Source organism: Wolbachia endosymbiont of Onchocerca gibsoni, from assembly GCF_029169405.1.
GTDB lineage: Bacteria > Pseudomonadota > Alphaproteobacteria > Rickettsiales > Anaplasmataceae > Wolbachia.
This window is the reverse complement of record NZ_JABUMP010000001.1, coordinates 881,267-907,701: the sequence shown is the minus strand read 5'-3', so window position 1 is coordinate 907,701 and position 26,435 is coordinate 881,267. Positions and strand designations below refer to the sequence as shown.

General features: G+C 32.7%; 20 protein-coding genes and 2 tRNA genes. 5 read left to right on the top strand and 17 right to left on the bottom strand.

Features of this window, described 5'->3' with window-relative positions; translation table 11 throughout:
* Window positions 1–301 precede the first annotated feature (301 nt).
* Window positions 302–2,020: a monovalent cation:proton antiporter-2 (CPA2) family protein gene (locus HSX44_RS03550; protein WP_275602333.1), complete on the bottom strand. Its 1,719-nt coding sequence runs from the start codon at window positions 2,018–2,020 to the stop codon at window positions 302–304.
* A 7-nt stretch (window positions 2,021–2,027) separates the two neighbouring features.
* A complete protein-coding gene (locus HSX44_RS03545) occupies window positions 2,028–2,600 on the bottom strand; it encodes a thioredoxin family protein (RefSeq protein WP_275602332.1) in 573 nt (190 codons plus the stop codon).
* Between the two features lie 111 nt (window positions 2,601–2,711).
* Between HSX44_RS03545 and tmk the strand changes: the two genes are divergently transcribed.
* Window positions 2,712–3,335, top strand: a complete 624-nt coding sequence (tmk, locus tag HSX44_RS03540; protein ID WP_275602331.1) for a dTMP kinase — start codon at window positions 2,712–2,714, stop codon at window positions 3,333–3,335.
* Window positions 3,336–3,361: 26 nt separating this feature from the next.
* On the opposite strand, the gene HSX44_RS03535 is transcribed toward tmk, so the two are convergent.
* Both HSX44_RS03535 and mnmE read right to left on the bottom strand, forming a co-directional pair.
* Window positions 3,362–3,449 (bottom strand) — tRNA-Ser (locus tag HSX44_RS03535).
* A gap of 47 nt (window positions 3,450–3,496) precedes the next feature.
* Entirely contained in the window at window positions 3,497–4,861 is a 1,365-nt protein-coding gene (gene mnmE / locus HSX44_RS03530; RefSeq protein ID WP_275602330.1) for a tRNA uridine-5-carboxymethylaminomethyl(34) synthesis GTPase MnmE, read from the bottom strand.
* Between the two features lie 231 nt (window positions 4,862–5,092).
* On the opposite strand from mnmE, the gene HSX44_RS03525 reads away from it, so the two are divergent.
* The gene (locus HSX44_RS03525) at window positions 5,093–6,241 is read left to right on the top strand and encodes a SurA N-terminal domain-containing protein (protein WP_275602329.1); all 1,149 of its coding nucleotides are present in this window, start codon (window positions 5,093–5,095) and stop codon (window positions 6,239–6,241) included.
* 50 nt (window positions 6,242–6,291) lie between these two features.
* On the opposite strand, the gene petA is transcribed toward HSX44_RS03525, so the two are convergent.
* Both petA and gyrA read right to left on the bottom strand, forming a co-directional pair.
* Window positions 6,292–6,891 carry a ubiquinol-cytochrome c reductase iron-sulfur subunit gene (petA, locus tag HSX44_RS03520; RefSeq protein WP_275602328.1) on the bottom strand — a complete coding sequence of 200 codons (600 nt, stop codon included), beginning with the start codon at window positions 6,889–6,891 and terminating at the stop codon, window positions 6,292–6,294.
* A 111-nt stretch (window positions 6,892–7,002) separates the two neighbouring features.
* Window positions 7,003–9,708 carry a DNA gyrase subunit A gene (gene gyrA / locus HSX44_RS03515; protein WP_275602327.1) on the bottom strand — a complete coding sequence of 902 codons (2,706 nt, stop codon included), beginning with the start codon at window positions 9,706–9,708 and terminating at the stop codon, window positions 7,003–7,005.
* Window positions 9,709–9,864: 156 nt separating this feature from the next.
* Between gyrA and HSX44_RS03510 the strand changes: the two genes are divergently transcribed.
* A tRNA-Val gene (locus tag HSX44_RS03510) sits at window positions 9,865–9,937 on the top strand.
* Window positions 9,938–10,670: 733 nt separating this feature from the next.
* On the top strand, window positions 10,671–11,003 hold the full coding sequence (locus tag HSX44_RS03505) for a hypothetical protein (RefSeq protein ID WP_275602326.1): 333 nt from the start codon (window positions 10,671–10,673) through the stop codon (window positions 11,001–11,003).
* Window positions 11,004–11,874: 871 nt separating this feature from the next.
* On the opposite strand, the gene thyX is transcribed toward HSX44_RS03505, so the two are convergent.
* The 11 genes from thyX to HSX44_RS03455 all read right to left on the bottom strand — a co-directional run bounded on the left by thyX (window position 11,875) and on the right by HSX44_RS03455 (window position 24,531).
* A complete protein-coding gene (gene thyX, locus HSX44_RS03500; RefSeq protein ID WP_275602325.1) occupies window positions 11,875–12,738 on the bottom strand; it encodes an FAD-dependent thymidylate synthase in 864 nt (287 codons plus the stop codon).
* 9 nt (window positions 12,739–12,747) lie between these two features.
* Window positions 12,748–14,028, bottom strand: a complete 1,281-nt coding sequence (gene murA, locus HSX44_RS03495; RefSeq protein ID WP_275602324.1) for a UDP-N-acetylglucosamine 1-carboxyvinyltransferase — start codon at window positions 14,026–14,028, stop codon at window positions 12,748–12,750.
* A gap of 57 nt (window positions 14,029–14,085) precedes the next feature.
* Window positions 14,086–14,463 (bottom strand): holo-[acyl-carrier-protein] synthase, encoded by a 378-nt coding sequence (locus tag HSX44_RS03490; protein WP_275602323.1) that lies wholly within the window; start codon window positions 14,461–14,463, stop codon window positions 14,086–14,088.
* Window positions 14,460–15,737, bottom strand: a complete 1,278-nt coding sequence (proS, locus tag HSX44_RS03485; protein WP_275602322.1) for a proline--tRNA ligase — start codon at window positions 15,735–15,737, stop codon at window positions 14,460–14,462. Before proS ends, HSX44_RS03490 begins: the two co-directional genes overlap by 4 nt.
* Before the next feature lie 1,387 nt (window positions 15,738–17,124).
* Complete coding sequence (locus tag HSX44_RS03480) at window positions 17,125–18,699, bottom strand: penicillin-binding transpeptidase domain-containing protein (RefSeq protein WP_275602321.1); 1,575 nt, start codon at window positions 18,697–18,699, stop codon at window positions 17,125–17,127.
* Between the two features lie 1,552 nt (window positions 18,700–20,251).
* Window positions 20,252–21,148: a bifunctional methylenetetrahydrofolate dehydrogenase/methenyltetrahydrofolate cyclohydrolase FolD gene (gene folD, locus HSX44_RS03475; RefSeq protein ID WP_275602320.1), complete on the bottom strand. Its 897-nt coding sequence runs from the start codon at window positions 21,146–21,148 to the stop codon at window positions 20,252–20,254.
* Window positions 21,149–21,151: 3 nt separating this feature from the next.
* Window positions 21,152–21,778, bottom strand: coding sequence for a UbiX family flavin prenyltransferase (locus tag HSX44_RS03470; protein WP_275602319.1), 627 nt, complete (start codon window positions 21,776–21,778; stop codon window positions 21,152–21,154).
* Between the two features lie 80 nt (window positions 21,779–21,858).
* The gene (locus tag HSX44_RS03950) at window positions 21,859–21,930 is read right to left on the bottom strand and encodes a hypothetical protein (protein WP_338063368.1); all 72 of its coding nucleotides are present in this window, start codon (window positions 21,928–21,930) and stop codon (window positions 21,859–21,861) included.
* Window positions 21,931–22,044: 114 nt separating this feature from the next.
* Window positions 22,045–23,331, bottom strand: coding sequence for an HlyC/CorC family transporter (locus tag HSX44_RS03465; RefSeq protein WP_275602317.1), 1,287 nt, complete (start codon window positions 23,329–23,331; stop codon window positions 22,045–22,047).
* A 107-nt stretch (window positions 23,332–23,438) separates the two neighbouring features.
* Window positions 23,439–24,056 carry an aminotransferase class III-fold pyridoxal phosphate-dependent enzyme gene (locus HSX44_RS03460; protein WP_275602316.1) on the bottom strand — a complete coding sequence of 206 codons (618 nt, stop codon included), beginning with the start codon at window positions 24,054–24,056 and terminating at the stop codon, window positions 23,439–23,441.
* Between the two features lie 61 nt (window positions 24,057–24,117).
* A complete protein-coding gene (locus HSX44_RS03455; RefSeq protein WP_275602315.1) occupies window positions 24,118–24,531 on the bottom strand; it encodes an aminotransferase class III-fold pyridoxal phosphate-dependent enzyme in 414 nt (137 codons plus the stop codon).
* A 346-nt stretch (window positions 24,532–24,877) separates the two neighbouring features.
* Between HSX44_RS03455 and HSX44_RS03450 the strand changes: the two genes are divergently transcribed.
* Entirely contained in the window at window positions 24,878–25,042 is a 165-nt protein-coding gene (locus HSX44_RS03450) for a hypothetical protein (RefSeq protein WP_275602314.1), read from the top strand.
* Window positions 25,043–26,435: the final 1,393 nt, after the last annotated feature.

The window sequence follows — 26,435 nt, the reverse complement described above, 5'->3', positions numbered from 1 at the left end:
TTTACTAAGTAAAAAAAGATAAAACCCCATAAACTAGCATCTATTTTCAAAGTTAGTGCTTCTATGCTGTCTTAAATGCTATGTAAGCGCATTTCAGATTTATAGGTCAAAACTTAAAAATTTTATTAAAGCATAAAAAGCCAACTAAATGTTTTAATTATTATGCTAGGAAAGTTGGCAAAATTTATCAAGTAAGTTTCTCATTTTTAATGTTGCAGTGTTTGTATAGTTGTCTATGCACAGCTGGTGTTGAAATTAACCTAGCTATAAACTGGAACAGTAGAGGAGAATTGAACAAATATTACTCATCCATATCGCTACTAATATCCTTTATCATACTGTAATTGCCTTTTCTGAACCTATTTTTTAAAGATGCAACTCCACTTTCACTAATTCCACTTAAGCTTAATGCTGCACCACCTAATTGTAGTCCCATTTCGGATGTTTCAGGGATAATTTTACTAGCTCCTAAATCTCTGTAGATCTCTACATTGCTCAGATCTGGCAGGCGTATTATAATACTTACATGCGGGAAATTTGCTGCAACTAGAGAGATTATCTTTTTTATAGTCACTTCGTTCTTTATTGAAATCACAAGAGCCTGGGCTCTTTCTATTCCTACTGATTTTAAAATTTCATATCTTGTAGCGTCTCCAAGATATATAGGAAAGCTATCATTTTTTCCTTCTTTGACTATTTTTGACTGAATGTCTACTACAACGTAGCTTAAGTGCTCTGCAGTAAGCATTTTTGTTACCATATATCCTACCCTGCCAAATCCAGCAACTATTACATGATTGTAAAGATCTTGTGTGTCTGTTTCGACAGCTTCGTCGTCTAATATTACTTTTTCAGTGCTAAATGAATTTGCTATCCACTCTCCAAGTCCTGATAAAAGAGGAGTGAAAGCCATAGTTACTGTAGTTACCATCATAAGTACCTGAGCGATTTCACTTGGTAGTACATCTAGCTCATCTGCTAGACGGAATAGAATAAATGCAAATTCACCTCCTTGTGCAAGCAACAACCCAGCTTGTATAGCAAGTGCACTTTTAAATCCAAAGAATCTACATAATACATATATCATAGATGTTTTTAAAACAATAAGGATGACTGACAATAAAGTGATTAGCGGTAGTTTACTAAGCAAAAGATCAATATCGATAGACATACCGACAGTCATGAAAAATAAGCCAAGGAACAGATCTTTAAATGGTAACACTGCGTGTTCTACTGAATGTCTGTGCTCTGTTTCTGCGACTAACAATCCAGCAACAAATGCACCTAGTGCCATTGATAAATGAAATTGCTCAGTAATAAATGCTGCTCCTAGTATTATTAGGAGTGTTGTTGATATAAAGACCTCGTTGCTTTCCATTTTAGCAATAACCGAGAATAAGGGCCTAAGCAACAACCTACCGGTTATAAATATCAATACTAGTGCAATAGTTGCTTGTATTAGTGAACCTACTAGTGAACTTATCAGGCTATTTTCAGAGTTACTGGTAAGTAAGGGCACTAATACTATTAGAGGTACCACTGCGAAATCTTGCATTAGTAGTACTGCTATTGACAACCTACCAACTTGGCTTGCTTGAGAACCTTTTTCCTGCAAAACCTGCAACACTATTGCTGTTGAGGATAATGCAAGTCCGCCACCAATAACTGCTGCCATATTTGTATTCACTCCAAAAGCGAGAGCAATGCACCATATTGCTACCATAGTAACTATCACTTGAAGAGAGCCAAATCCAAATACATGAATACGCATGGCGATAAGGCGTTCAAATGTTAATTCAAGACCTATGATAAATAATAGAAAAACTACACCAAATTCTGCAAAATTATCCATTGCTTTAGCTGAGTGTATTAGATTAAACCCATGAGAGCCAATCAATGCGCCTGCAACAAAATAACCGAGCACTGGACTGATATTCATTTTCCAAAACGCTATAACTATAAATACAGCAGCGGAAAGTAAAATTATAATATCAAATAAATACTGAGAGCTGCCGTGCATGAGATGTTTAACCTATGGAACCGGACCACTTAATTGAACAACCGATACTTGGCTTTTGGTTAACTGGAGAATTACCAGTTTCTGCGATAAATTTCATAGCTTGAAATAAATCACTACTACCTATTTTGTAGTTTTGAACTTTTTCTTTTTTTGCATTGTTGAAGCGTCCGCGATAGCGAAGTTTCAAATTAGCGTTAAGGCCAAAAAAGTCAGGAGTACAAATAGCGCTATACTCTTTAGCTACTTTTTGTGTACTATCAATTAGATATGGAAATGTAAATTTATTTTTCTTAGCAAAATTGATCATATTTTTAAAGGAGTCTTCTGAATGTTCATTTATGTCATTTGGCATTACTGCAACAGTGTTAACCTGATAAACTTTTTTTAATAAATCAACATCGCTTACCAGATCGCTAATAATTGATCGGACGTAAGGACAGTGGTTGCATATAAACATTACAATAAGACCATTTTTGCCGCGACAGTCGTTTAATGTATAGTATTTGTTATCTACACCTAAAAGATTAAAATCCTTTGCAGTAAAGTCTAAATCTACCTTGGGGGTATTCAGTGCAACCATAGCCTAAAGAGAGTTATATATTACATGTAGTTTATGATCTTATTGCTTAAATGTCAAATGATCCTGTGTATACTATTTACATGTTTTTTTAGTATTTCAATTGTAGAACTTATGTTTATAACATTTGAAGGAATAGACGGCTCTGGCAAAACAACACAATCTGAGTTGCTTGCAAACCGTCTTAAACAAATTCGCGGTGAAAATTATGTGATATTGACCAGAGAGCCAGGTGGGAGTAGTTTCGCGGAGAAGATAAGAGGAATACCTTTGAGGGACAATATTGATCCTATCTCTGAACTTCTGCTATTTGTTTCAATGAGGTATGAGCATATGAAAAAATTAATACTACCAGCTCTAGGAGAAGGAAAAATAGTAATTTGTGATCGGTTTATTGATTCAACGATTGCTTATCAAGGATATGGGTTAGGTGTTGACTTAAAACTGATAGAAGATCTCCATGAGTTACTAAGAATTAGATGCCCAGATATTACGTTTATTCTAGATATTGATGTTCAAGTCGGATTAAACAGGGTAAATTATAAAAATAAATATGAAGAGATGGATATCTGTTTTTATGATAAGGTTAGAAGAGGATTTCAAGAAATAGCATTAAAGAAGACCAATAGGTGCCATATTGTCACTCAAATTGAAGTTAAAGACAATAACCAAGTATATAGTGAAATCTATGATAAGGTTATTATTCCAAGGATTAGTTTTTTTAAAGTAGAATCTTAATTTATATGGGTAACTAAAAGAATATACGGACGGAATGGGATTCGAACCCATGGTACGCTTGCCGCGTACGTCAGTTTTCAAGACTGATGCCTTAAACCACTCGGCCATCCGTCCATTTTTTTTTTACCATAACATTCGATTTCAAGCAATCTATAAAAATTTCACTTACCTACACAAAAACTGTTAAATATATTACTCAATATTTCTTCAACATTGATAATTCCTGTTATCATACCAAGTTCAGACGCAGCAAGCCTTAAATCTTCGGACATTAGCTCAATTGGATTGTCTATACTAAAACGTTGTAAATGTTCTATAGCTTTCTTCATGCAATTTCTATGTCTTTGTCGGGTAATCACAGGTGTATCTTTATCGTAACCAAATTTTTCCTCTACTTTTTCTTTAATCACAGAAATTAGTCTCTCTGTACCTGTTCCTTTTAAAATAGAAATGGGTAAGAAATCTATACCATCAATTTTTATATAATGATCGTTGCTGATATCATCAGCTTTGCTCAACACGTAAATAGTATTGCCTTGACTTGGTTTCATAAGAGTGGTTGATATTGAAATGCATTTCTGGACTTCAGTTTTAATGACAGTAGAACTATAGGGAAATAGCTCTATTTTTAAATCAGCTTCACAAGACTTCTTTCTTGCTCGGCTTATGCCTTCTGATTCTATTGGATCTGAGCTTTCACGAATTCCAGCAGTATCAGAGAGGATAATTGGATATCCACCAATGTCAATATGAGCTTCAAGTACGTCTCTTGTTGTACCTGCATATTCAGAAACAATAGCTATATCACGTTTAGCAAGGAAATTAAATAGTGCTGATTTGCCAACGTTTGGTTTACCAGTTATTACAATATGTAAACCCTCACGTAACCTTTCACCTCGCCTATTATCATTTAAATGATCTTGTATTGACTGCATAAGAGCTTGCACTTCATTATTAATTTTTTCTAGTTCATTTTTTTCTATTGTGACATCTTCTGGAAAGTCTATATATACTTCAATTTTTGATTGTATCGTTATTAATTTCTTCCTCCAACTGTTGGATAGCTTTTCCAGTTCTCCTGACATCTGCCTAATTGCTTGTTTAGCTTGCATTTTTGTCTCAGAATTGATCAAGTCTGCGATTCCTTCTGTTTGCGTTAAATCAAGTTTGCAATTTAGAAAAGCCCTGAGCGAAAATTCTCCAGGTTTGGCCATAACAAAAATTTTTGATAATTCCTCCAAGATTATTTTTATAACTGCCTTACTTCCATGCACTTGCAGCTCTATAATGTCCTCACCTGTAAAGCTGCTTGGAGCAGGAAAATAAATGATTATTCCATTATCAATCAATTGACCTGAATCGTCGTATAAATCGACTAAAGTAGCAAACCTTGGCTTAATATCTTTCTTAATATGAAAATGACTTAAAGCTTTAAGTGCATGATTACCTGAAATTCTAATTACTGCAACGCCTGACTTACCAAATACAGTTGATAAAGCGAAGATAGTTTCATCTCTATTTGTCATACATGAGCTAGTTTATTTCTTAGCAAGATTACATATAAGAAGTCAAAATACCTAATTTGGGAATACTGAAAGTTTTCTTACTCTATTAGTTTATACTAATATAATATGGTATGTTAAATAGATTGAAGTGTTTATGAATATGTTATGAAGAGAATTNTTTAAAAATTATTTATTAGCTAGTATCAATTTTATACTTATGATAAAATTGGTTATTAGTAAATAATCTTGTTTATGTGTAAAACACTAATTTTGTTGTTGGTGATGTTGCCAATTAAGTTGCTTGCAGTTGAAATTGAAATTGTTGCAGATGTAAATGGTGAGCCAGTTTCAAATTTAGATGTTGAAAAACGTATTAATTTGATAAGTTCATTGTTCGGCACCAAAGATGGAAGGGAACTAAGGCTTCAAATTCTTAAGCAGTTAATAGATGAAATTATCATTATCAATGAGGCGCGAAGGTTAAATATAGAATTGAGTAGTGAAGAGTTAAATAATGCTACCATACTATTTTTGATTCAAAACTTTAAGATTAAGACTGATAAAGTCGATCAATACGTGAAAAAATATAATATAGACCTTAATCTTTTGAAAAAACAGATAGAAGGTCAACTGTTGTGGGGTAAGATCATTGAAACGAGAATTGTACCATTTATCAATGTAGGCGACAAAGAAGTAAGTGATGCACGAGAGCAAATAGAAAAGCCGGATTATCTTATTATGCTCCAAGAATTTATAGTTCCTAACCGGAGAGACGAGAGTGTTTATAGTACAGCTGAAGATTTAGTGAAGAAATTACGTAATGATAATAACAACTTCGTTCCAGAAACTACAATAAAAATGCGTAAAACAACAGTTAATTTAAATCAACTGAAAGGTAACCTCAAGGGCATTCTAGAAAGATTAGAAACTGGTGACGTAGCAGGTCCAGTCAATCTCAGCGAAGGCTATTCCATTATAAAAGTAATAGATAAAGTACAACTTGATTATGCGCTGTTGGAAAGTACTTTAGAATTGAAACAGATTATAGTTAAAGACTCAGAAGATTTATTGAACAATCTCAAGAGGCAAAAGGTAAATTGTTTAAATTTTGATGAATTGGCAAGTAATCTTAAACTGCCAAATTCAAAGGAATTTAAAATAAAAGTAAGGAGCTTAAATCCTCATTTACAGGCTTTATTTAGTAAAATAGGTATGGATGAAATAGTAGAATTGAGAGAAAATGGCACCATAAGGTTGATGATGTTATGTGGTATTAAAAACAATACGGTAGATGTAGAAGCAGTTAAACGGCAGATATATCAACAAAAGATTATGACACAAAGTAATTTGTTACTAGAGGTTATGCGTAAAAATGTAGCTGTTAGTTATCAATATAGCTAAAGTATGGAGATTATTCGAAATAGAGTATAGGTTGGTTGTTAACGTATCAATTAAGCTTTTTTGCCAATTACCACAACATTTTCACTTAGAAAAAAGTAATTAGGTATAGCCATATTTTTTGGTGCAGGTCCTCTAATTACTCTGCCTGATGTATCATAATATGAACCGTGACAAGGACAGAACCAACCATTACCATCTTTTGTAACATGATTAATTGGCACACATCCAAGATGGGTACATATTCCTATCATAATTAACCATTCATTTTTTCCCTTGTGTACTCTTTGCTCATCTGGCTCAGGGTCTCTTAGACTTTCCACATTGGCAGCTCTTGCAGCGTCAATTTCCTGCTTTGTACGTCTGCGAATAAGTACTGGTTTACCTTGCCATTTTACTTTCTTTTCTTGCCCTTNTTGAATGTTAGATAAATTAACCTCAACTGTGGACATTGCTAAGACTTCAGAGGAAGGGTTCATAGACTTAATCAATGGCCAAAAACTACTTGCAGCTCCTATGCCTGCCATAGCGCATGTAGTTAATATTATGAAATCTCTTCTACTTTTATCTTTAGTAGAGTCTTTAACAGGAAATATTTTTTTATTTTCCTTGCTTACCGGTGGTTTTTTACTTTTAGTTAATTTCTTGTTCATTAATCTCTATTTTGCTGTATAGTCTATATTTTAATCTAAATGCTGTAGATTAATCAACAAAAACTTGCATTTTTTACCNTTTAGCTATGCCTATGCTGCATTACTACAAAATCAAAAAGAAATAGAGCCTTCAACTTCAGAAATGCTATCTTCAGTGGAACCATGATCTTCAATCTTTGCTGCTGACACCACCTTCTCTTTACTTTTTGTTTTAAATAGAGTGACACCTTGAGTACTACGTCCTGTAATTCTGATTTCATTAACCAAAATGCGAATTAACTTTCCTTTATCTGTAATGAGCATTACATTATCACCATGTTCAACTGGAAAGCTGGCGATAACATTACCGTTTCTACTAGTAGTAAGTATATTGGTAATACCAACACCGCCTCTATTGGTTACCCTATACTCGTATGCAGAAGTTCTTTTACCAAAACCATTTTCAGTTATAGTTAGTATAAACTCTTCATTAATTGCGAGCTTTAAGAATAATTCATTATCTATTCCTAAATCATTCAAGGTCTTTTCTAATTTAGGATTGATAGAGCTGCTAACTGCAGATTCCAGCCTTTTTGCGAGTGGGATTTTTAAGTAAAGCTCTTTTGTTTCTGTTGTGACGCCTATGCCATTTAGTATAGTCATGGATATCACGCTGTCATGTTTTGCAAGTTTTATGCCTCTTACGCCATCTGAATTGCGGCTTTTAAATCGGCGCACATCGCTTACGACAAATCTGATACCTTTTCCAAGCGTTGTTGAAAGTAAGACATGATCAATTTCATTACATACTTTAACCGATATTAGTTTATCTCCTTCATCGAGTTTTATTGCTATTTTCCCATTATTTGGAATGTAATCAAAGTCCGCTAAAGAGTTGCGTCTTATGTTTCCATGAGCAGTAGCAAAGACTATATTCTGATTCTCGTCACTCTCACTTGGCAACGGCATTATATTGGTGATTGTTTCACCATCAGCAAGAGGAAATATATTAACAAGCGCTCTTCCACGTGCAGTTGGTTCTGCAAGTGGTAACTTATAAACTTTTAGTCTATAGACTCGACCAATATTGGAAAAGAATAAAAGACTAGTGTGAGTATTTCCAACAAATAGTTTTGTGATTACATCCTCTTCTTTTAATCCTTGTCCTAATTTCCCTTTTCCACCACGACGCTGAGTTTTGTAGTGAGAGAGTTTCACGCGCTTAATATAACCATTCATAGTTACGGTTACTACCATATCTTCTTTTGGAATGAGATCTTCGGCTTCAATATCTGAATCTGATTCTTCTATTGTAGTTTTTCGTGATACGGCAAATCTGTTCTTTATTTCCTGTAAATTATTTTTTATTTCTTTCATTAATTTTTTTTCTGAACCGAGAAAAGCGATATATTCTTTTATCAAGTTGACCGTTAAATTTAGCTCAGATTCTAATTTACTTTTTTCAAGGCCCGTTAAACGCTGCAATTTCATGTCAAGAATAGCTTTTACCTGTAGCTCAGTTAATCTATAATACACTCCATCTTTTAAAAAACTCATGCTATCTGAAATTAGTTCAATAATTGTGTTTATTTCAGCTGAAGTTTTCCATTCTTGATTCAAAAGCTCTTCACTTGCTTTTTCAGGATCTTTTGCACCACGAATAATTTTTATTACTTCATCTATATTTAAGACCGCAATGTAGAGCCCTATGTATATATGAGCTTTTTCTCTAATTTTTCTTAGACGGAATTCTGTTCTTCTTGTTAATGCTTCTTTTCTAAAATCAACAAAAGCTGCTATGATTTCTTTTAATGACATTAAAGCAGGTCTGTTATTATTGAGAACTAAAGTGTTAACACTAAAACTACTTCTTAGGGGAGTAAGTCCTAGCATTTGATTCAGTACAAAGTCTGCTGCAGTGTTTTTTCTAAGATCAATCACTACCCTAATGCCAGTCTTATCAGACTCATCTCTAATTCCTGTTATACCATCAATTTTCTTTTCTTTTACGAGCTCACCTATTTTCTCAATTAGTTTTACTTTATTTACTTGATAAGGTATTTCATCAATAACTATTGCTTGTCTATCCTGTGGTAGATCCTCTATATGGGTTTTGCCTTGTACGATAATTGAACCTCGACCTGTGGCAAACGCTGACCTTATTCCAGACTTGCCAAGGATCGTTCCTCCAGTTGGAAAATCCGGACCAGGTATCACTTCAAGTAGCTCGTCTAGAGTAACTTTAGGGTTATCTATATATAATATACAGGCATCGATTATCTCGCCAAGATTATGGGAAGGAATATTAGTTGCCATGCCAACTGCAACGCCGCTTGCACCGTTTACTAATAGATTCGGAAACTCTGCAGGTAATACTACAGGCTCTGTTTCATTTCCATCATAATTTGGCCTAAAGTCAACCGTATCTTCATCAATATCATTCAATAGAAAGTGTGACATTCTATGAAGCCTTGCTTCTGTATATCGCATCGAAGCTGGTGGATCTCCATCTATTGAACCGAAGTTACCTTGTCCATCAATAAGTGGTAAAAGTAGAGAGAAATCTTGGGCCATTCTAACTAAGGAGTCATAAATAGCCATATCACCATGTGGGTGATATTTTCCCATTACATCCCCAACTATACGGGCAGCCTTTTTATATGGCTTGCCAGCGTCATATCCAGCTCTTGACATCGCATACAATATGCGTCTATGGACTGGTTTAAACCCATCTCGCACGTCAGGTATAGCCCGGCTTATAATTACGCTCATTGCATAGGAGAGATAAGAATCTTCTAACTCTTTTACTATTGAGACTGGTACTATATTATTTTGCATTTTTTACATTTTTTTGATCAAAGCAATTTCAATATTAACATTTAGTTAAGTAAATGGTCAACTAGGAACCAGGCTGCATTTGATTCTACTTTTTGTTTACAACAATAATATTGAGTTATAAAATAGTATTTTGAAGTTATTTTAATATTGTTAAAGGGGCAATTAGCTCAGCCGGTAGAGCATCTCGTTTACACCGAGAAGGTCGGCAGTTCAAGCCTGTCATTGCCCATTAGCGTTGATCTTGGATAACTATAATAATATTCAAGCAATAACCTATTAGTTATGCATAACGTTTTTTGTATCTAATTATTTATTCAAAATTTTTTATTTTTTCTGTGAATCTCTATATTTTTTAAAAAAGGTAGATGCGATTCTGGAAAAAGTAACAAGCTTTAATATTATATAAATGTATTTTACTTAGCTTTATTACTACTATATATTATAATATCTACTTAAGCTAGAAGGTACAAAAATTCCTATGCACTGAATGATACCTTTTGCTTATGCAAGTTATCTTAGTAAAAATAAATGTTCATAAAATTATATGGTGTATGCTGAAATGATAAATTGTAATTACCTTACTTAGGTATAAAGAAACTTGACTTTAACATATTTTTCATGTACACGTTATATAATTAATAGATTTATTCAATTTATAGAAAACACTAATGATTAAAGATTCAATTATTTTGAACTTTGAGATAGAAAAAGGCAAGCCCATAATATTACTTTTCTGAAGTATGAAGCGAAGCTTATAAATGAAAGCAAAGATCTTTTGCGTGAGAGGCTTAGCAGTATAGTTCAATTTGGTAACTTAGATAAGCCTGAATCTTAATCGTGAAAATTTCTGTATCTATTATACTAAATATAGTGAATTTAATGGCAGAAGTGAACTGTATATTAACAGTAATGATGGTAGATATTTAATATCTGATCTTCCACTCAATCATTACAAGTTCTCAATGGAGGTATCATTGGATGAAGGAACGATAGTAGACTATGGATTTTACTTATGGTATGCAATTTATAACCCTAACCTCTATAATAAGGTACAAGAAAGAAGTTTTGATGATGGAAGTGAATTGTTACCGATTGCATTGAATGTGTTAGATACTTTTCTAGGTAACAAGAGTGGATTAACCACACAAGATATATTTTTACAGATGCAAAACAAAATTGCTGAAGAAGAACTAAAATTGGTAAGAGAGGAAAGACAAGCAGAAGAAGAGTTAGATGGAAAGAGTAAGAAGTTAAAGGCTTATAAAAAAAAGGTAAAGTTATTTTGTTTAGAGTAGCAAAAGGCCATAATATGAGCAACGGCTGCTCCACAGCAGTTTTACAGCTTGACAAAGGAAGTAATTAGATAGTCCTCGATGTAAGTATTATATAACAGAAGTATGAAGATAACAAATATTTATATTGTATCAGCTCTAGTTATGTTATATTGCTTGACTACAGGAATTTATTTTTTATTTTCAATAAAAGCTCTTATCCTGAACTTGAAAGCGGATTTTATTCAATATGTGAATTGAATTATGATAACTATGCTAAGCATTTAAACGGTGAACCGTCTTTTAGTGATAATCGATTATCTGAAAAANATCTGATGGATTTAAAGAAGGTAACAATCAGGTAAATGTAGAAGTTGCACTTAGTGATAGCTTTATGAACGAAGAAGTTTCAATAGAAAGCAAAGTTAAGCTTGGGAGAAAAGAGAAGTTGAAGAAGATAAAAACGAACAGAAAGAAGCTACTATAACANGTATTATAAGCGATATGAAAGATGATGATATAGAAAAATTTAACCCACCATTTAAAGATCAGAGTAGGAAGTCCTATTGAGATGGGAAAGTGTCAAGCAATACTGCAAGCTCAAAATCAGGGTATGGATAATTTTTATTAAAACTTAAGTAGTCAGTATATTATTGAAAAGTGTGATTGCGATAAAATGACTGCTCTATATAATAAAGTTTATGTACAGGGTTCTGAGCTTGATAAAAAGCTGGTTACTCTTTCTGAAGCTTATGTTGCAAATAATCATTTGTTTATTAAAGGCCAGGATTTTNGGAAAATAAGTGCTTTTAATGAGGTGTTCTATAAAAGCGATAATTTAAATATAATATAAAAATAAACGGGAATTAATGGTAAAAGAGCTGATGCATAATCTTCAAGATTGCTTATAAAGCATGGACATTAGCTCATTCCATTCTCTTTTGCTGATTCCACTTTCTTCTCTAGTAACATTTTCTCCTTTAATCAGCTTGCGAATTACTTCTAGGCCAGATCTTGGAATGTAAGCTGACTCTAAGCAATATTCAATGAAAGCACTGTGAGCTAGCGGTACCCACTCCTTTATTATATCTAACATAATTTCTGCATAGACCCTGATTTCGTATTGAGCATGTTTGTCAATTCTTAGCTTCAAAAAGTGAAAGAGGTTATGTAGATCTACTTTCCAATAAAATTGTGTGTAGTAATTAAGCGTTAAATTAGTTCGAGCAATTTCCCTTGCAAGCCCTTGTTCAATAAACTTCTCATAATGAGAATATGCTAGATTAGAGTCATTTATTAAAGAATCTATTATTTTTTTTGAGGTATTTAAGTCAAAAGCTTTGCCTCTGCCTTGTTTGTTATTATCAGATTGTTTTGCAATCTGTTCTGGTTTTGGTATATAAAACTCATGATCGAGTATTGAATATCTTGCAGAATATTCATTCACATTTGCAGTCCTATGTCTTATCCATTGTCTTGCAACAAAAATCGGGAGTTTCACGTGAAACTTAATTTCACACATTTCAAATGGAGTTGTATGGTAATGTCTCATCAAATATTTTATAAGTGCTTCATCTTGATTTATCTGTTTTGTTCCTTTTCCATAAGAGACACGAGCAGCTTGTAGTATGGCACTATCAGAGCCCATATAATCTATTACCCGAATAAATCCATGATCTAATACTTTGTATTTTTTGTATAGAATTTCGTCCATTTCTTTCACTGTAGTTCGCTTAGTTAAATAACGTTCCTCATTCATAACATGTTTTTAAGATAAAATGGAAATATCAGCTCCACATGAATTGAGTTTTTCATGCATTACTTCATATCCCCTCCATAAGTGATGTGAATTACTTATCGTAGTTTCTCCGCTAGCTACCAAAGAAGCGAGTATCAGAGCCGCTGTTGACCTCAGGTCAGTAGCATATAGATTATTAGCTCCGTATAAGCTTTTTATTCCGCTTATAGTAGCTTTGTTTTTCTTTATGTTTATGTTAGCACCTAATTTTCTCAACTCACTTGTATGTGTGAACCTATTCTCAAAAATGTTTTCTTCAATGACAGATGTTCCATCAGCAATGCACATTGTGGACATAAGTTGTGGTTGCATGTCACTGGGAAAATTAGGGTACGAATCTGTTGCGACGTTGATAGATTTAATAGAACAGCTTTTTCTAGAAACAATAATACCTTGATCAAGTAATTCGATCTTAGCTCCTATGGTTTCCAACTCATTTGCAATGCATCTTATATCAGATAGATTTATTCCTTCTAACATCAACTCACCACCAGTTATTATAGCAGCTAGTGCATATGTACCGGCTTCTATGCGATCTAATATTATTTTATGGACACACCCATTTAATACCTCGACTCCTGTTATTGTAATTTTTTTATTGTTGATTTTAATATTAGCTCCCATTTTCTTTAGAAATTCTATTAAATCTAGAATTTCTGGCTCTGTTGCAGCATTGTTTATTGTTGTCACCCCTTCTGCAAGGGTTGCCGCCATTATTATATTTTCTGTTGCGCCAACGCTTGTCTTCTCGAATGTAATCTCTTTCCCTTTTAGTTTTCCTTTCACTGCTACAATTATATTACAACCATCAATTTCAATTTCAGCTCCCATTGCTTCTAATGCTTTGATATGCATATCAACGGGACGTTTTCCAATATTACATCCACCAGGGAAGACTGTTGTAATTTTACCAAATCTACTGAGAATTGGACCCAGCATTAGAAAAGATGCTCGTAGCTTACTTGCAGTTTCATGTGATATTATGTAATTATTGATATTGCTACAATCAATTTCAAAAATATGATTTGCTTTATAGCCTTTGTTGTACATAAAGTTTACCTTCGCTCCAAGCTTTTCGAGCAATTCAGACATCAGATGTACGTCAATTAGATTAGGTACGTTATATAAAGTTACTGAAGAACTGCTTAATAGGCTTGCTGCTATTATCGGCAAAATAGCATTCTTTGAACCGTTAATCTTAATTTCTCCAACCAAGGGCTTACAATTACTCTTTACTAATATTTCATGCATTCAAATAAGATAAACCTTACTGAATAAGTATAGTAAATCGATAGTAAAAGGCNAACTTTACCTATCATTGCAGATTATAACAAACGCAATAGCGTAATCTCCATCATCACTTAGAGAAAGATGCAATATGTAGTCTTTAGAAATAAAATCCTTGCTAATGGTAAGATATGGCTTCCCTTTTGAATCGCTATATATTTCTATATCTTTCATTGTAATGCCCTGGCTGAATCCACTGCCTAACGCCTTAACAAAAGCCTCCTTTGCTGCAAAGCGCTTAGCAAAATATTTTGCACGTATTTTTTGACTTTTGTACTTTCTACTTATCTCTATTTCCTGCTTAGTGTAGATTTTATTGAGGAATTTCTCCTCATACTTCTGTAGTATCTTCAATATTCTTGATATATATACTATATCAATGCCAATACCGCGTATCATTCTGTGGTAAAGCGGTTTATTGCTTCTTCAATCTGAATTTCTTTCACTTCTCCAGTTACTCTATTTTTTATTTCAACTAAATTTTTACTTACTGCCTTCTTTCCAACAATTATCTGCCATGGCAGGCCTATCAGGTCCATTCTAGCAAATTTCACTCCTATGCTTCCTTCTGTATCATCGTAAAGCACTTTATCGCTTTTCAAAGTTTTGTATATTTTGTTTGCAATCTCTACACATTTACCAGTTTTTGTTTGTAGGTTAATTAAGCCAATTCTAAAGGGAGCTATTGCTTCTGGCCAGATAATTCCTTTATCATCATGGAAAGCTTCTATTATCGCACCAACAAGCCTTGAAACTCCAATGCCGTACGAGCCCATATGTATATTGACATTTTTTCCATCTTGTGTAGTAACTTTTGCGTTCATTGGCTTTGAATATTTATTTCCGAAGTAAAAAATATGACCTATTTCAATACCCTTGCTAAGGCTTAACTGTTCTTGTGGTATAGGGCAAGTTTTAGTATGATGTATATTATCTGCAACTGCGTATATGCTCTTTAAACTCTCAACATCTTCATTTTTCAGTAATTCAGGAAGTTGATTGTCATAATATAAAGTGCTTTCACCTGTGCTTGCCAATATATGAAACTCGTGGCTTAAATTTCCTCCAATTAGTCCAGTATCTGCCCTAACTATAATTGGAGTGAATCCCATGCGCTTGAAAATTTTTATATAAGTTTTGTACATTGAATTGTATGAATTCAGTGCATTTTTATAGTCTGTATCGAAACTGTATGCATCTTTCATCAAAAATTCCCTACCTCTCATAATACCATAACGTGGTCTTACTTCGTCACGAAACTTCCACTGAATTTGATATAAGCAAAGTGGCAAATTTTTGTAACTCTTTACCATGCCTCTAATCAAATCAGTTGCTACCTCCTCATGAGTTGGACCAAAAAGCATATCGCTCTCATACCTGTCCTTGATACGTAACATCTCCTTGCCGTAATTATTGTAACGCTCTGACTCTTGCCAAAGATTTGCTGGCTGTACACAAGGCATTAATACTTCAATGGCACCAGACTTATCCATTTCATCTCTGATGATACCTTCAATATTTTTAAGCACTAAAAGGCCAAGTGGCAACCAAGAATAAATGCCAGATGCTATTTGCTTTACTAAACCTGCGCGTATCGAATATTGATGAGAAGTAACCTCAGTATCAGTAGGAGTTTCTTTTAAAGTTGGTAAGTAATATTTAGATAAGCGCACTTAATAGATTTGATTATATTAGATAATCTTAATACGATCAGATTTGTAAGTAAACTTATTTTAAAGATAAGAAAGTGTATTATATCTTTTTTCTTTTCTTCTAATTTCCGAATCGACTCATACGTTCTTTAAAAGAAAGAGTAGATGGATCTTGTACCTCACTATTCACTAGATCTGTATTGCTCTTTTCCTTTATAAGAGAAATTTTAGATCTCATTTGTAAATTGGTTGGCTTTGGTGACACGGAAGGCTTATCTGTTTTTAGTGCAGAGTGTAATAATGATACGAGTTCAGGCTTGATGTCGTCACCGGACCTATAACCACTTTCGGGAGTTATGTTTCCTTTTTCATTGTCTGATGGGAGAGCCTGAGGTGTATACTTTTCCTTGTGTTTTGTTAGCCTCTTTTTTTTCGGTCTTTCTTCATCTGTACTCCAACCTGAACTACTATTAAAACTAGAACACTCACTTTCGCTGTCTGAGGATTTGATTGCTATTCTCCTTCGTGCAAGTGCGATATTAAGAATCAAAACCATATCTTGATTTTGACCAGTAGTACTAGACTGCTTTTGCTGTACATTTGTATTTTTAGTGTGCCTTAGCTTAACTCCTTTTTTTATCTGCTCGAGTAAAATATCTTTACTGCTTCCTTGGTTGGTATCATTACCAATTCCAGCTTCAAGCATGTTAGAGCCATTAACTTTTTTTGATGAAAGGATTTCACTTAAGCTTGAAGTAAGAGAAAACTGCGTAGCAGCACTGTGTGGTGATCCTGCAGCGTCAGTTTGTAAAACAGCTGTGTCAGGAGCTAATGAAAGCTGTGTAGAGGTGTATATACTTGATTTATTCTTCAAATCAATATCACTATCAACTTTTATTTGTGATTCACTACCTTGCCTCTTAACAGTTTTATTAAAACTTTCTTCAATTGATCGCTTTTCAAGCAATGATTTTTTTATCATTTTTTTTGTTTGCTGTTCCTCTTTGAAAGTTCCTCTACTGAGACTTACTTCTTTTTTATTACTAACTTTAGAAACACTGAGTTTGATAAGATATGCTACTNNAACCAGTGTAGCAACTGCAAAAACAATAAAAATTGTCAAAGGAGCTACTGTATTGACTCTAGAATTAGAAATTGTTGTAGTGATACAAGGAAGATATTGACCAGCTGTAAAACTTAATGCAGATGATGCTAAAATAGTAATTAATGGTTGAAATACAGTTAACTTAGTTTTGATAAGTTCCCAGTGATTTGTACTACCTTTTGATAGCGTAGTAGTGGATATATACATTTTCTCTCACTATTAACATCAATATTAATGATAACAAAGCTATAAACAGTTGTCAATGGTTTATAGATAAGTTAAATAAGTTAATCTTTGTAAAAATCACTTTTTAAACATGTGTTGTAATATCTCATTAGCTATAGCAATATCCTGGCGTGGAGCTTTACCATATTCTGTAAATACAGAGACTGCGTAGCGTGGGTCATGATAAGGGCCATAAGCGATAAATAGTTTGTGACTTTCACCCTTAGAGTTTATTTCTGGTGTACCAGTTTTACCGGCGATTTGTATACTGCTTGTAAGTACAAGCCTTCTTCTATAGACTCCAATTTTAGAATTCACCACGTCAGACATAGCTTTTTGAACTATTCTAAGATGTTCATAATCTATATTAATATTAGGAAAATCTCGTATCGTTTTACTTGTTTTAATGTAGGGAATTACCTTTTTCCCTGTTGCAATTCTTGCTGCAAGGACTGCAAGCTGCAGTGGTGTTGTGAGCAAATATCCTTGTCCTATAACTAAGTTTATAGTATCGCCTAAATACCATTCTGAGTATAACTTTCGTGAACGCCAATCTCTATCAGGCAATAATCCTGGAGCTTCTTCCTTAAATGTTTCAATTAGTGGACCACTACCAATACCAAATTTTCTAGCCATTTCTACTAGAGAGTCTACACTTATTTTTTTTCCTATATTATAAAAGTAAGTGTTACATGAGAGAACCATTGCTTCATTCAAAGACACACATCCATGAATTTTACTTTGCAAGCAACGGAATCTCCGTTCACCTATTTTCATATAACCATTACATGAGAATTTTTCTTCTGGGATAATTATTCCATCTTTTAAACCTGCAAGTGCAACTATTATCTTAAATATTGAGCCAGGTGGAATTTGGTATGATAGTGCACGATTTATAAGTGGTAATGAAGGAGCATTTAGGCTTTCCAAAGTTTCGTTCGATAATCTGCTAGTAAAGAGATTATTGTCATAAGAGGGTGAGTTATATAACGCTAAAATTTCTCCGTTATTTACGTCGATTACAACTACAGAGCCATTGTGATCTTTAAATATTTCTGCAATTTTTTTTTGCAAATCAATGTCAATTGTCAACTGTACATCTTGACCGTCCTGCTGTGGTATATTCAACAATTCTCTCATGACACGGTTTTTAGAATTGACTTCCTGCTCAGACTTTCCTGGCTCACCTTTTAATATATTATCGTATGTATATTCAATACCACTTACTCCTGTCTCACTCGTGCCTTGCTGTTTTTTTGTATACCCTAGTGTATGAGAGCATATTGAACCGAAAGGGTAATAACGTTTATAAAAAGCGGTTACTTTTATTTCTGACGACTTTGCTATCTTAGATTCAATTTCTGATAATGTTTGCAAATCGACTTCTTTGTTAGAGGCCTTTTGTCCATTAAATGAAACAACATAAGAAATTTTGTTTGCTGCAAGCTCAATGCCATTCCTATCTAAAATTCTGCCTCGCATAGGTACAATAGTAGCGATTCGTATCCTATTATTGTTAGATAGTGCTTCGTATTTTTTTCTGTTTCGTATTTGTAAATTATATAGTCTGCAACTGAAAATCGCAGAAATGGTAAGTTGGATACCACCTAGTATAAATGCCCTGCGGTTAAAGACTTTGTTTTTTGTTCGCATAGAATCTCTTCAAACATAGTTTTGTGATACGAATATAAAAGAACGAAAAACTTTGATACATAACTATATGATTTATAAAGATAGTGTATTGAATATTATAGCAATGAAGTACGAAGATGTCATTTGACATACATCAACCATAAGCTAAGTAGCTTACAGAAGATGCAAAAGTTACTTAACAAGTTTTTACAGTCTTCTTAAGAAGAATTGAAGGTGTTTAGTTATCTTCAATCTGTGAGGTAAAATGACAAAAATATTAAGTAATTGATATTCTATGTTTTTATTTTTGAACTATGTGAATCTTATATCTTTACGGATCCATAGGTTTTTACCTATATAAGCTAAAACATGTTTTATAAAGTGTTTAAGCAGCAATGCCGATTTGTAGAATTTAGAGAAAGAATAACCATCTACCACAGGGTTTCTTTTGCCGGTTTTTTTTGAACAGTAAATTTCTTAAGTATCTTTAAATGCAGCTAAATTGCGGTTATTAAACGTTTAAAACATAAAAAAATGCTAACGTTTTAAAACGAATATCAACCTTATTCTCTTTTACTTTTTTCATTTGTTAATCTTCTTAACATTTATAACTAAAACGATTAATGAATTGGGTAGAAAGTTATTATTCCGGTACATGAATGGAATTCATTTTTCTAGGTTATATCTTTTTAAAAATCAAAAATAAGCAGGGGAAGTAATATTATATCTAGGTATATCACATTCTAACATCTGTACACTATCTAATTTAATGAATCATAAACTATGATTTCTTTTGATATACTTTTAGTTTTAACTACACTACAAGCCCTTTTCTCTGACTTACTTAAGGTGACAAGTTCTAATTAGACTTGTTAATATCTGACTATATAAGATTAAACTTTGATTATATTTGATTTATTGTTGTGATAATGGAGCAATTGCATTGCTCCATTATGTACATTCTTATAACTCTTTTGCTAGTATCTTTGGTTTATTGCTTTTATTAATTCAGGAAATTAACTATTCATGATATCAAATACATACTCAATTAATCGGTGTTTTTAATTAAATTATTGTCATACTATTCATATGGCGGACAAAACTATTTTATATTATTCTGCTCTATTATGTTTTTTAATTGCCATGTTTGTCTTTTAAAACACTTGAATTATTTCTCACTTGCGAATAACATCAATTTTCTATGTGACCAAGAATAGCTCCAGCTCATGGCTTGCTTTATGGATTTTTCTACTATTTCAGATATTTTTTGTTTATACGTTCATAAAAGAAGAAGTGTTGCTTTTGCTTCATAGATTTTTTAGAACATTGGTAGTATCACATGTTCTATTGTTGGAGATCTATTATCAAATGTAAGTACAACAAATTTGCCATTGCTACTCAGCAATTTTTTTATATTGCTTATATTCTTATATAATAAAATTATAGATTATGGTTGGATCCACGGTGCGGTAAATGAAAATTATAATAGAAGCTTGTACTTGAATATAGCAAAAGAAAGATTATTATTAACTATATTTCAATTTTATCATCCTAACTAATCATATTACTGCAACTATAGGTCTTGGCATATAAAACTAGAAGCATCAATTCCCTTCTGTAAACAAGTAGCAATAATAGTGTTTACCATCAAAAATGCGATAGTCATTGGGCCGACGCCTCCTGGTACTGGAGTAATAGCTTTGGCTTTTTCTTTTATCCCATCAAAGTCAACGTCACCTATGAGTCTTGGTTGCCCTTCTGTGTTTACACTATTTATGCCAACGTCAATTACTATTGCGCTTTNTTTTATCCAGTCTTTTTGAACAAATCTTGGCTTTCCGACTGCTGCGACTATTATATCTGCCTTAGAGCAATATTTAGCTAAATTTCTACTCTGTGAGTGTAAGATGGTAACAGTGCAGTCTTCTTGTAACAATAGGTGAAACATTGGCTTACCCACAATATTTGATCTCCCAATCACAACAGCATTTTTACTAGAAAGGTTTTTTTCAATTGATTTAATTAAATATAAACAACCTTTAGGAGTACAAGGTATAAGACAATTTTTTTCACCTTTAACTAGTCTACCGACATTTTCATCATGAAAGCCATCTACATCTTTTTCGACATTTACTATGTTAATTACTCTGCTTGTATTAATATGACTTGGTAAAGGCAATTGTACTAAAATGCCATGAACAGATAGATCTGTATTTAATTCATTAATCTTTGTAATTAATTTATCTTCTGAAATACTGTCAGATAAAACAATAGTTTCAGAACTTATACCTATTGATTCTGCTTTTTTTTGTTTATTGCGAACATAGATCTGACTTGCTGGATTGCTTCCCACAAGGATTACTTTAAGGCAAGGAAAAATGTTGTGTTCTCTCTTTAAAACATTAATTTTTCGTGATAGCTTTTTATGTAGATTACTTGCTATTTTTTTACCATCAATGATAATTGACATTTGCTACACTCCTTGCCATTCTTTGAGGTTAGGTAATTTAATATCAAACAAATTCAATACTTTGCCAATAGAGTGATTGATAATATTTTCCAAAGATTTTGGCTTAATATAGAAAGCTGGCACTGGTGGAGCAATAATTGCTCCCATCTCTGTTAGTTTTAACATGTTTTGTAAATGGCCAAGATGCAATGGTGATTCTCGCACCATAAGAACTAATTTTCTTCTTTCTTTTAATGTTACATCTGCAGCTCTTGTTAATAAATTGGAAGTAATACCTGATGCAATTTCAGACATTGTTTTTATAGAACATGGAGCGATAATCATTCCTAAAGTTTTAAATGAGCTACTTGCTATCTTTTCTCCTATTCTTTCCTCAGAGTAGTAAAAATCTGCAAGTGATATGATATCCTCAAGTTTTTCTGTAACTTCATGATTTATGGTTATTTTTCCAGCACTACTTATTACTAGATGAGTTTCGTAACTTGATTTAGTATTATTCGAGTGCGTGATGCTGGAATCTGTTGTAGTAAGTTCAAGAGATTTACTGACCTTTTTTAATGTCTCTAAAATACGTACACCATAAATAGAACCAGATGCTCCACTTATTCCAATTACAATCCTGTTATTCATTTAATCTTCTTCATAACTGATTTCTAATGTACGCTTATAAGTACCAAGTAACATTTCCTATTTTTCTCTATTATCATTATTCATTTTTTTAGTCTAACAATCTGTCTCATCACTTTTGTATCCCAAACTTTATCTGTAGCTTTTGCATACATGTCACAAATGTGGTTTTATATGTCTTTCTTTTTTTGTTCAAGTTTTTCGATTCTCTTTATGTAGCTTTTTAGCTTATCAGCTATTATTTTTACTGCGCTTTTCATAAAACTAAATTAATTAATTGCTGTTACAGTATTATCAATTTTCGCTCGTACTTCAATAGCAGTAATAGTGTTTTTATCTTTTTTTAAAATCTTAAAATAAAAACCATACATGGAGAACTCTTCACCTTCGTCAGGAATACGTTCTATTTCATTTACAATCATGCCTGCCAAAGTTGTAGCCTCTTCATCAGGAAGATTCCAATGTAACTGCCTATTAATGTTCCTAATAGTAGATTTTCCTTCTATGTGATACATATTATCAGATATTTTCTTTATGAAATTCTCTGTGATTAAATCGTGTTCATCAGAGATTTCTCCAACTATTTCTTCTAGAATATCCTCAAGAGTTACGATTCCCTGTAGGGCTCCATACTCGTCAACAACAAACGCAAGGTGTTTCCTGTTTTTACGGAAATTATGCAGTTGCACGCTAAGCGGCGTACTTTCTGGTATAAACCAAGGTTTTGACATAACTTGAGCAATGTTAACCTCTTCTGTTCTGTTATCTTTTTCACGCAAAGCGTTTATTAGGTTTTTTACGTGAACTACTCCGATGATGTTATCAGGTTCTTTTTGCCATAATGGTACCCTACTGTGACTGCTGGTTAAAATTTCTCTTATTAATTCTTCCTTATTTCGATCTATATCAAGAGAAAATAGGTTTCTTCTGTGGGTCATGATTTCTGATATTTCTGTCTCAGCTAAATCAAGTATGCTGTTTAGCATATCTAAGTCCTGTTTTAACATGGTTCCTTCACTGCGATGAAGAACAATCATATTACGCATTGCATCTGCTGTAGATATTACCTCTCTGTCTTTGTGAGGACCACATAATTTTAAAATGAGATTAACAATAAATTGAATACCTGACGTCAATGGAGAAAAGATCTTGACAAAAAACAGTACAAAATAAGCAGAAAATGATGTAAACTTCTCAGGGTTTTGCATGGCGTAAGTTTTTGGTAATACCTCACAGAACAGCAAGATGCAGAATGTCATTGTAATTGTTAATAGAAAGACGCCTTCGTTCCCAAAAAAGTTTATGACTATTGCTGTAAGTAAAGCGGAACAGGTAATGTTAATAATTGTGTTGCCGAGTAATATTGTACCTATTGTTAATTCCTTTTTATTTAATAAATGGTCGATTACCTTGGCTTTTTTGTTACCATCTAGCTTTAATTTATTCACTCGGGAACGGCTAATAGAGGTTAATCCTATTTCTGCTCCTGAAAATAAAAATGATAAAATCAGCAAAACAAAAATTATTGATAATACTAAAATCAATAACTGACTCATTAAAGTGTAATATTACTGTGATAAAAAACAGAGTTAATTTTGTTTACTATAAGAAGCATTTGTAAATTTGAAGTTCTGTATGGCTAGGTTTTATATACCTAAAACATTTACATATTTTTAACCTCAAAAAATAAACTATAGAGTATATCGCATGCTGCATCTACATGTTTACCCTCAGTAATAAGTGGAGGGGTTATTCTTATTACTCTATTATTTAAAACTCTAGTTATTATTAAGCCTTTGTCAAGAGATCGGATAACAATTTTATCAGCAAAAGGTACTTTGATCTCTACTCCTATCAATAAACCTTCTTCATGAATTTCTGAGATTATCTTTAGAAATTTTTTAGCTAAAGGTAGCAATTTCTCTTTCAGATATTTACTAACTCTTCTAACATGATTAAAAAAACTTTCTTTTAGCATTATATCAAGCATTGCGTTACTGACAGTCATAGCAAGAGGATTACCGCCATAGGTTGATCCATGAGTTCCTGGGGTAATCGCTTCTGCTATATAGCCTTTTATTAAACATGTAGCTATAGGGAATCCATTGCCCATAGCTTTTGCACAAGTTAACATGTCAGGCTCAATTTCTATGTTCTGATAATAAAATAAAGAACCGATATGTCCATATCCACATTGCACTTCATCAAAACACAAAATTATTCCTTGAGCTCTTGTTATTTCTCTCACCTTTTGCAGGTACTTTACATCTAGAATATACACTCCCCCTCGCTTTGTATAGATTCTCAAAACACAGCAGCTGTCTCATTACTGATCTTTTTCTCTAGTGCTTTGATGTTTCATTTCTTGGCTCTTTATCGAAACCAGGAAGGAGAGGAGCGAAGCCTTCGCGTAGTTTCTTGCTTACTCCAGCAGAAATTGCAGCAATACTACGTCCATGAAAACCTACTTTGATTGTAATAATGCGATAACGCTTTTCCTCACCTTTTAAATAAAAATAACGACGAATAAATTTGATTGTGGCCTCTGTTGCCTCAAGTCCGCTTGAGCAAAAAAACTCATCTGCAAAAGTAAGTGCTGTTAAACGCTCAGCAAGCCTTTCCTGTTGAGGAATGAAAATATTAGAGCAGTACCACAATGAATCTAATTGTTTCTTCAACTTGTTTATAATATATGGATGGCAGTATCCCAAGGAAGTTGGGAAATACCTGCAGCAAAGTCTAAATATTTTTACCATTTTTATCAAAAAGGTATACTCCTTTTCCTCTGACTATAGGAATGTTAAACCTATTATAGGCATTAATAATATAGTTCATTTAGTGTTGCAGTATTATCAACAATTTTGTAATTATACTTGTGTATCATTATCAACAAATAATTAATGTTTGTAAATTAATTACATCCAAGGTATAGATTACGAAGGAAGATGGAAATATTCTTTAATTCAGAGCAGAAAAATGTTACTGTGGATATGGTACGTGTGATAAGAAGTTTTATCACTAATATAACTTCTTTTACTAATTTTAATACTATGATCAGAAAGTTATCTGCTGCATAGGGTAACAAAACTACTGAAGTAGTGCTTGAGTAGAAATAGTATAATATTTAAAATAGATAATAAAAACCTATTCTATAAGAAGCTGATTAAGCTTTCTACTATGTATTGCAGATTAAAGAAAAATGGTAATATATGTGTTATTAACTTATACGTTGGTATGGTTGAGGGGGGAACAATATTAATGATTTAAGGTTGCAAAAAGAGGGACAACAAAGTAATTTTATATTATATATTATATAAAGGAAACTCGCTTCTAAAGGTGAAAATGTGTGATAAAAATAATAAACTTATTAAAAAAGGCCTTATCATAAAACAAGAGGTTATCAAAGTGAAAACAGGAATAATATTGTTGAAACACTTGAATCAGATAAAGTGATAAAAACTTTGCTTAAAGATATAATAGATGATTTATATTTTTATATCAAATTATATATTTCTACATATAATTTGGCATATAAAGTGCTAAAAATTAATTTTTATGATAAAATTGATCCAGTGCTATAGAAGATCATAAGAGAAAAAGGTGGCTTTATTCTGCAATAGAAGTTAGTGATACGTATCGTTTATATCAACAAGAATGAAGTTCTTCTTTCAGCATATGATGACTGTTAGTATCAGTATGCATAAAATATATGTAATGTACTGACAATAAGCGAAATAATAATGGATAGCTTTAAAAAAGCTATAATGCAAAGAAGGAATTTACTTTGTAAAAAAAGGGAAAAACTATTGGACAGTATCTATGATAGCAAATATTGTCTTGAATAGTTCTACTAATAGCTACTTTGCCAAAAATAGATTGATGTGATACTTGGCTGGCTGGAGTTGGTCATACGTAACCATATTAAAAAAGGTTGTTAAGTCTGATAGTAATTATAAGCTAACTTTTTGTAATATACTTAATACTAGGTAAACAGCAGATTCTATCTCTCACAAAGGTGCTATAATGTGACTACTTTTACTGTAGAGTTATTTTAATAATGGCTTTTCTTATATGGTCTAGTATATTTGATCAGTAGATAAAGAAATACGATAAGTTAAAAAAAAGTATCTGTTCAAGAGGTGCAAAATAAACTAAGTGAGATATCATGAAAAGATAAACATAAGAGTAGTAAAAGGTGAGTTTACACCAAATGGTGTAACCTTAACGCGTGACGCGTGGTTTATGTTTCTTTTTTCTAGATACTAGTGTTAGAGATATTTAGATGATAGCCTTAATAATCTTTACCTTTTTTAGCTTTTATTTAAGAATATTGTAGCTAAATAAGTTTTAGTGTAAATGTGACTTCTTTAAAATTTTATAAAGCCCTACTTAAAAGGGTCGATTTCTTTTTTAGAGTTTATATAAAGGTGGGTTGTAAAGTAGCATAGATAGCGCTGTAGTATCTCTTATAGACAAAAGAGCATCTAATCTTATTGATTCTTAATATAAATGTTTGTTATGTAGAAAATATTTTATTAGAGGCTTTGCGAAAAGTTTCTATGGAGAAGACTATAGAAAAATAGCTAATAATTTTGAGAGTATGTGTTTTTTTAATAGAATGAAAATAATGATCTGTGAAATAATGTGGAACTTTTGTATA

Excerpts from the sequence above, each read along its gene's own strand:
- HSX44_RS03550 (WP_275602333.1), bottom strand. The coding sequence starts at position 2,020 with ATGCACGGCAGCTCTCAGTATTTATTTGATATTATAATTTTACTTTCC.
- HSX44_RS03545 (WP_275602332.1), bottom strand. The coding sequence starts at position 2,600 with ATGGTTGCACTGAATACCCCCAAGGTAGATTTAGACTTTACTGCAAAG.
- tmk (WP_275602331.1), top strand. The coding sequence starts at position 2,712 with ATGTTTATAACATTTGAAGGAATAGACGGCTCTGGCAAAACAACACAA.
- mnmE (WP_275602330.1), bottom strand. The coding sequence starts at position 4,861 with ATGACAAATAGAGATGAAACTATCTTCGCTTTATCAACTGTATTTGGT.
- HSX44_RS03525 (WP_275602329.1), top strand. The coding sequence starts at position 5,093 with ATGTGTAAAACACTAATTTTGTTGTTGGTGATGTTGCCAATTAAGTTG.
- gyrA (WP_275602327.1), bottom strand. The coding sequence starts at position 9,708 with ATGCAAAATAATATAGTACCAGTCTCAATAGTAAAAGAGTTAGAAGAT.
- HSX44_RS03505 (WP_275602326.1), top strand. The coding sequence starts at position 10,671 with ATGGAGGTATCATTGGATGAAGGAACGATAGTAGACTATGGATTTTAC.
- thyX (WP_275602325.1), bottom strand. The coding sequence starts at position 12,738 with ATGAATGAGGAACGTTATTTAACTAAGCGAACTACAGTGAAAGAAATG.
- murA (WP_275602324.1), bottom strand. The coding sequence starts at position 14,028 with ATGCATGAAATATTAGTAAAGAGTAATTGTAAGCCCTTGGTTGGAGAA.
- HSX44_RS03490 (WP_275602323.1), bottom strand. The coding sequence starts at position 14,463 with ATGATACGCGGTATTGGCATTGATATAGTATATATATCAAGAATATTG.
- HSX44_RS03480 (WP_275602321.1), bottom strand. The coding sequence starts at position 18,699 with ATGCGAACAAAAAACAAAGTCTTTAACCGCAGGGCATTTATACTAGGT.
- HSX44_RS03470 (WP_275602319.1), bottom strand. The coding sequence starts at position 21,778 with ATGAATAACAGGATTGTAATTGGAATAAGTGGAGCATCTGGTTCTATT.
- HSX44_RS03465 (WP_275602317.1), bottom strand. The coding sequence starts at position 23,331 with ATGAGTCAGTTATTGATTTTAGTATTATCAATAATTTTTGTTTTGCTG.
- HSX44_RS03455 (WP_275602315.1), bottom strand. The coding sequence starts at position 24,531 with ATGGTAAAAATATTTAGACTTTGCTGCAGGTATTTCCCAACTTCCTTG.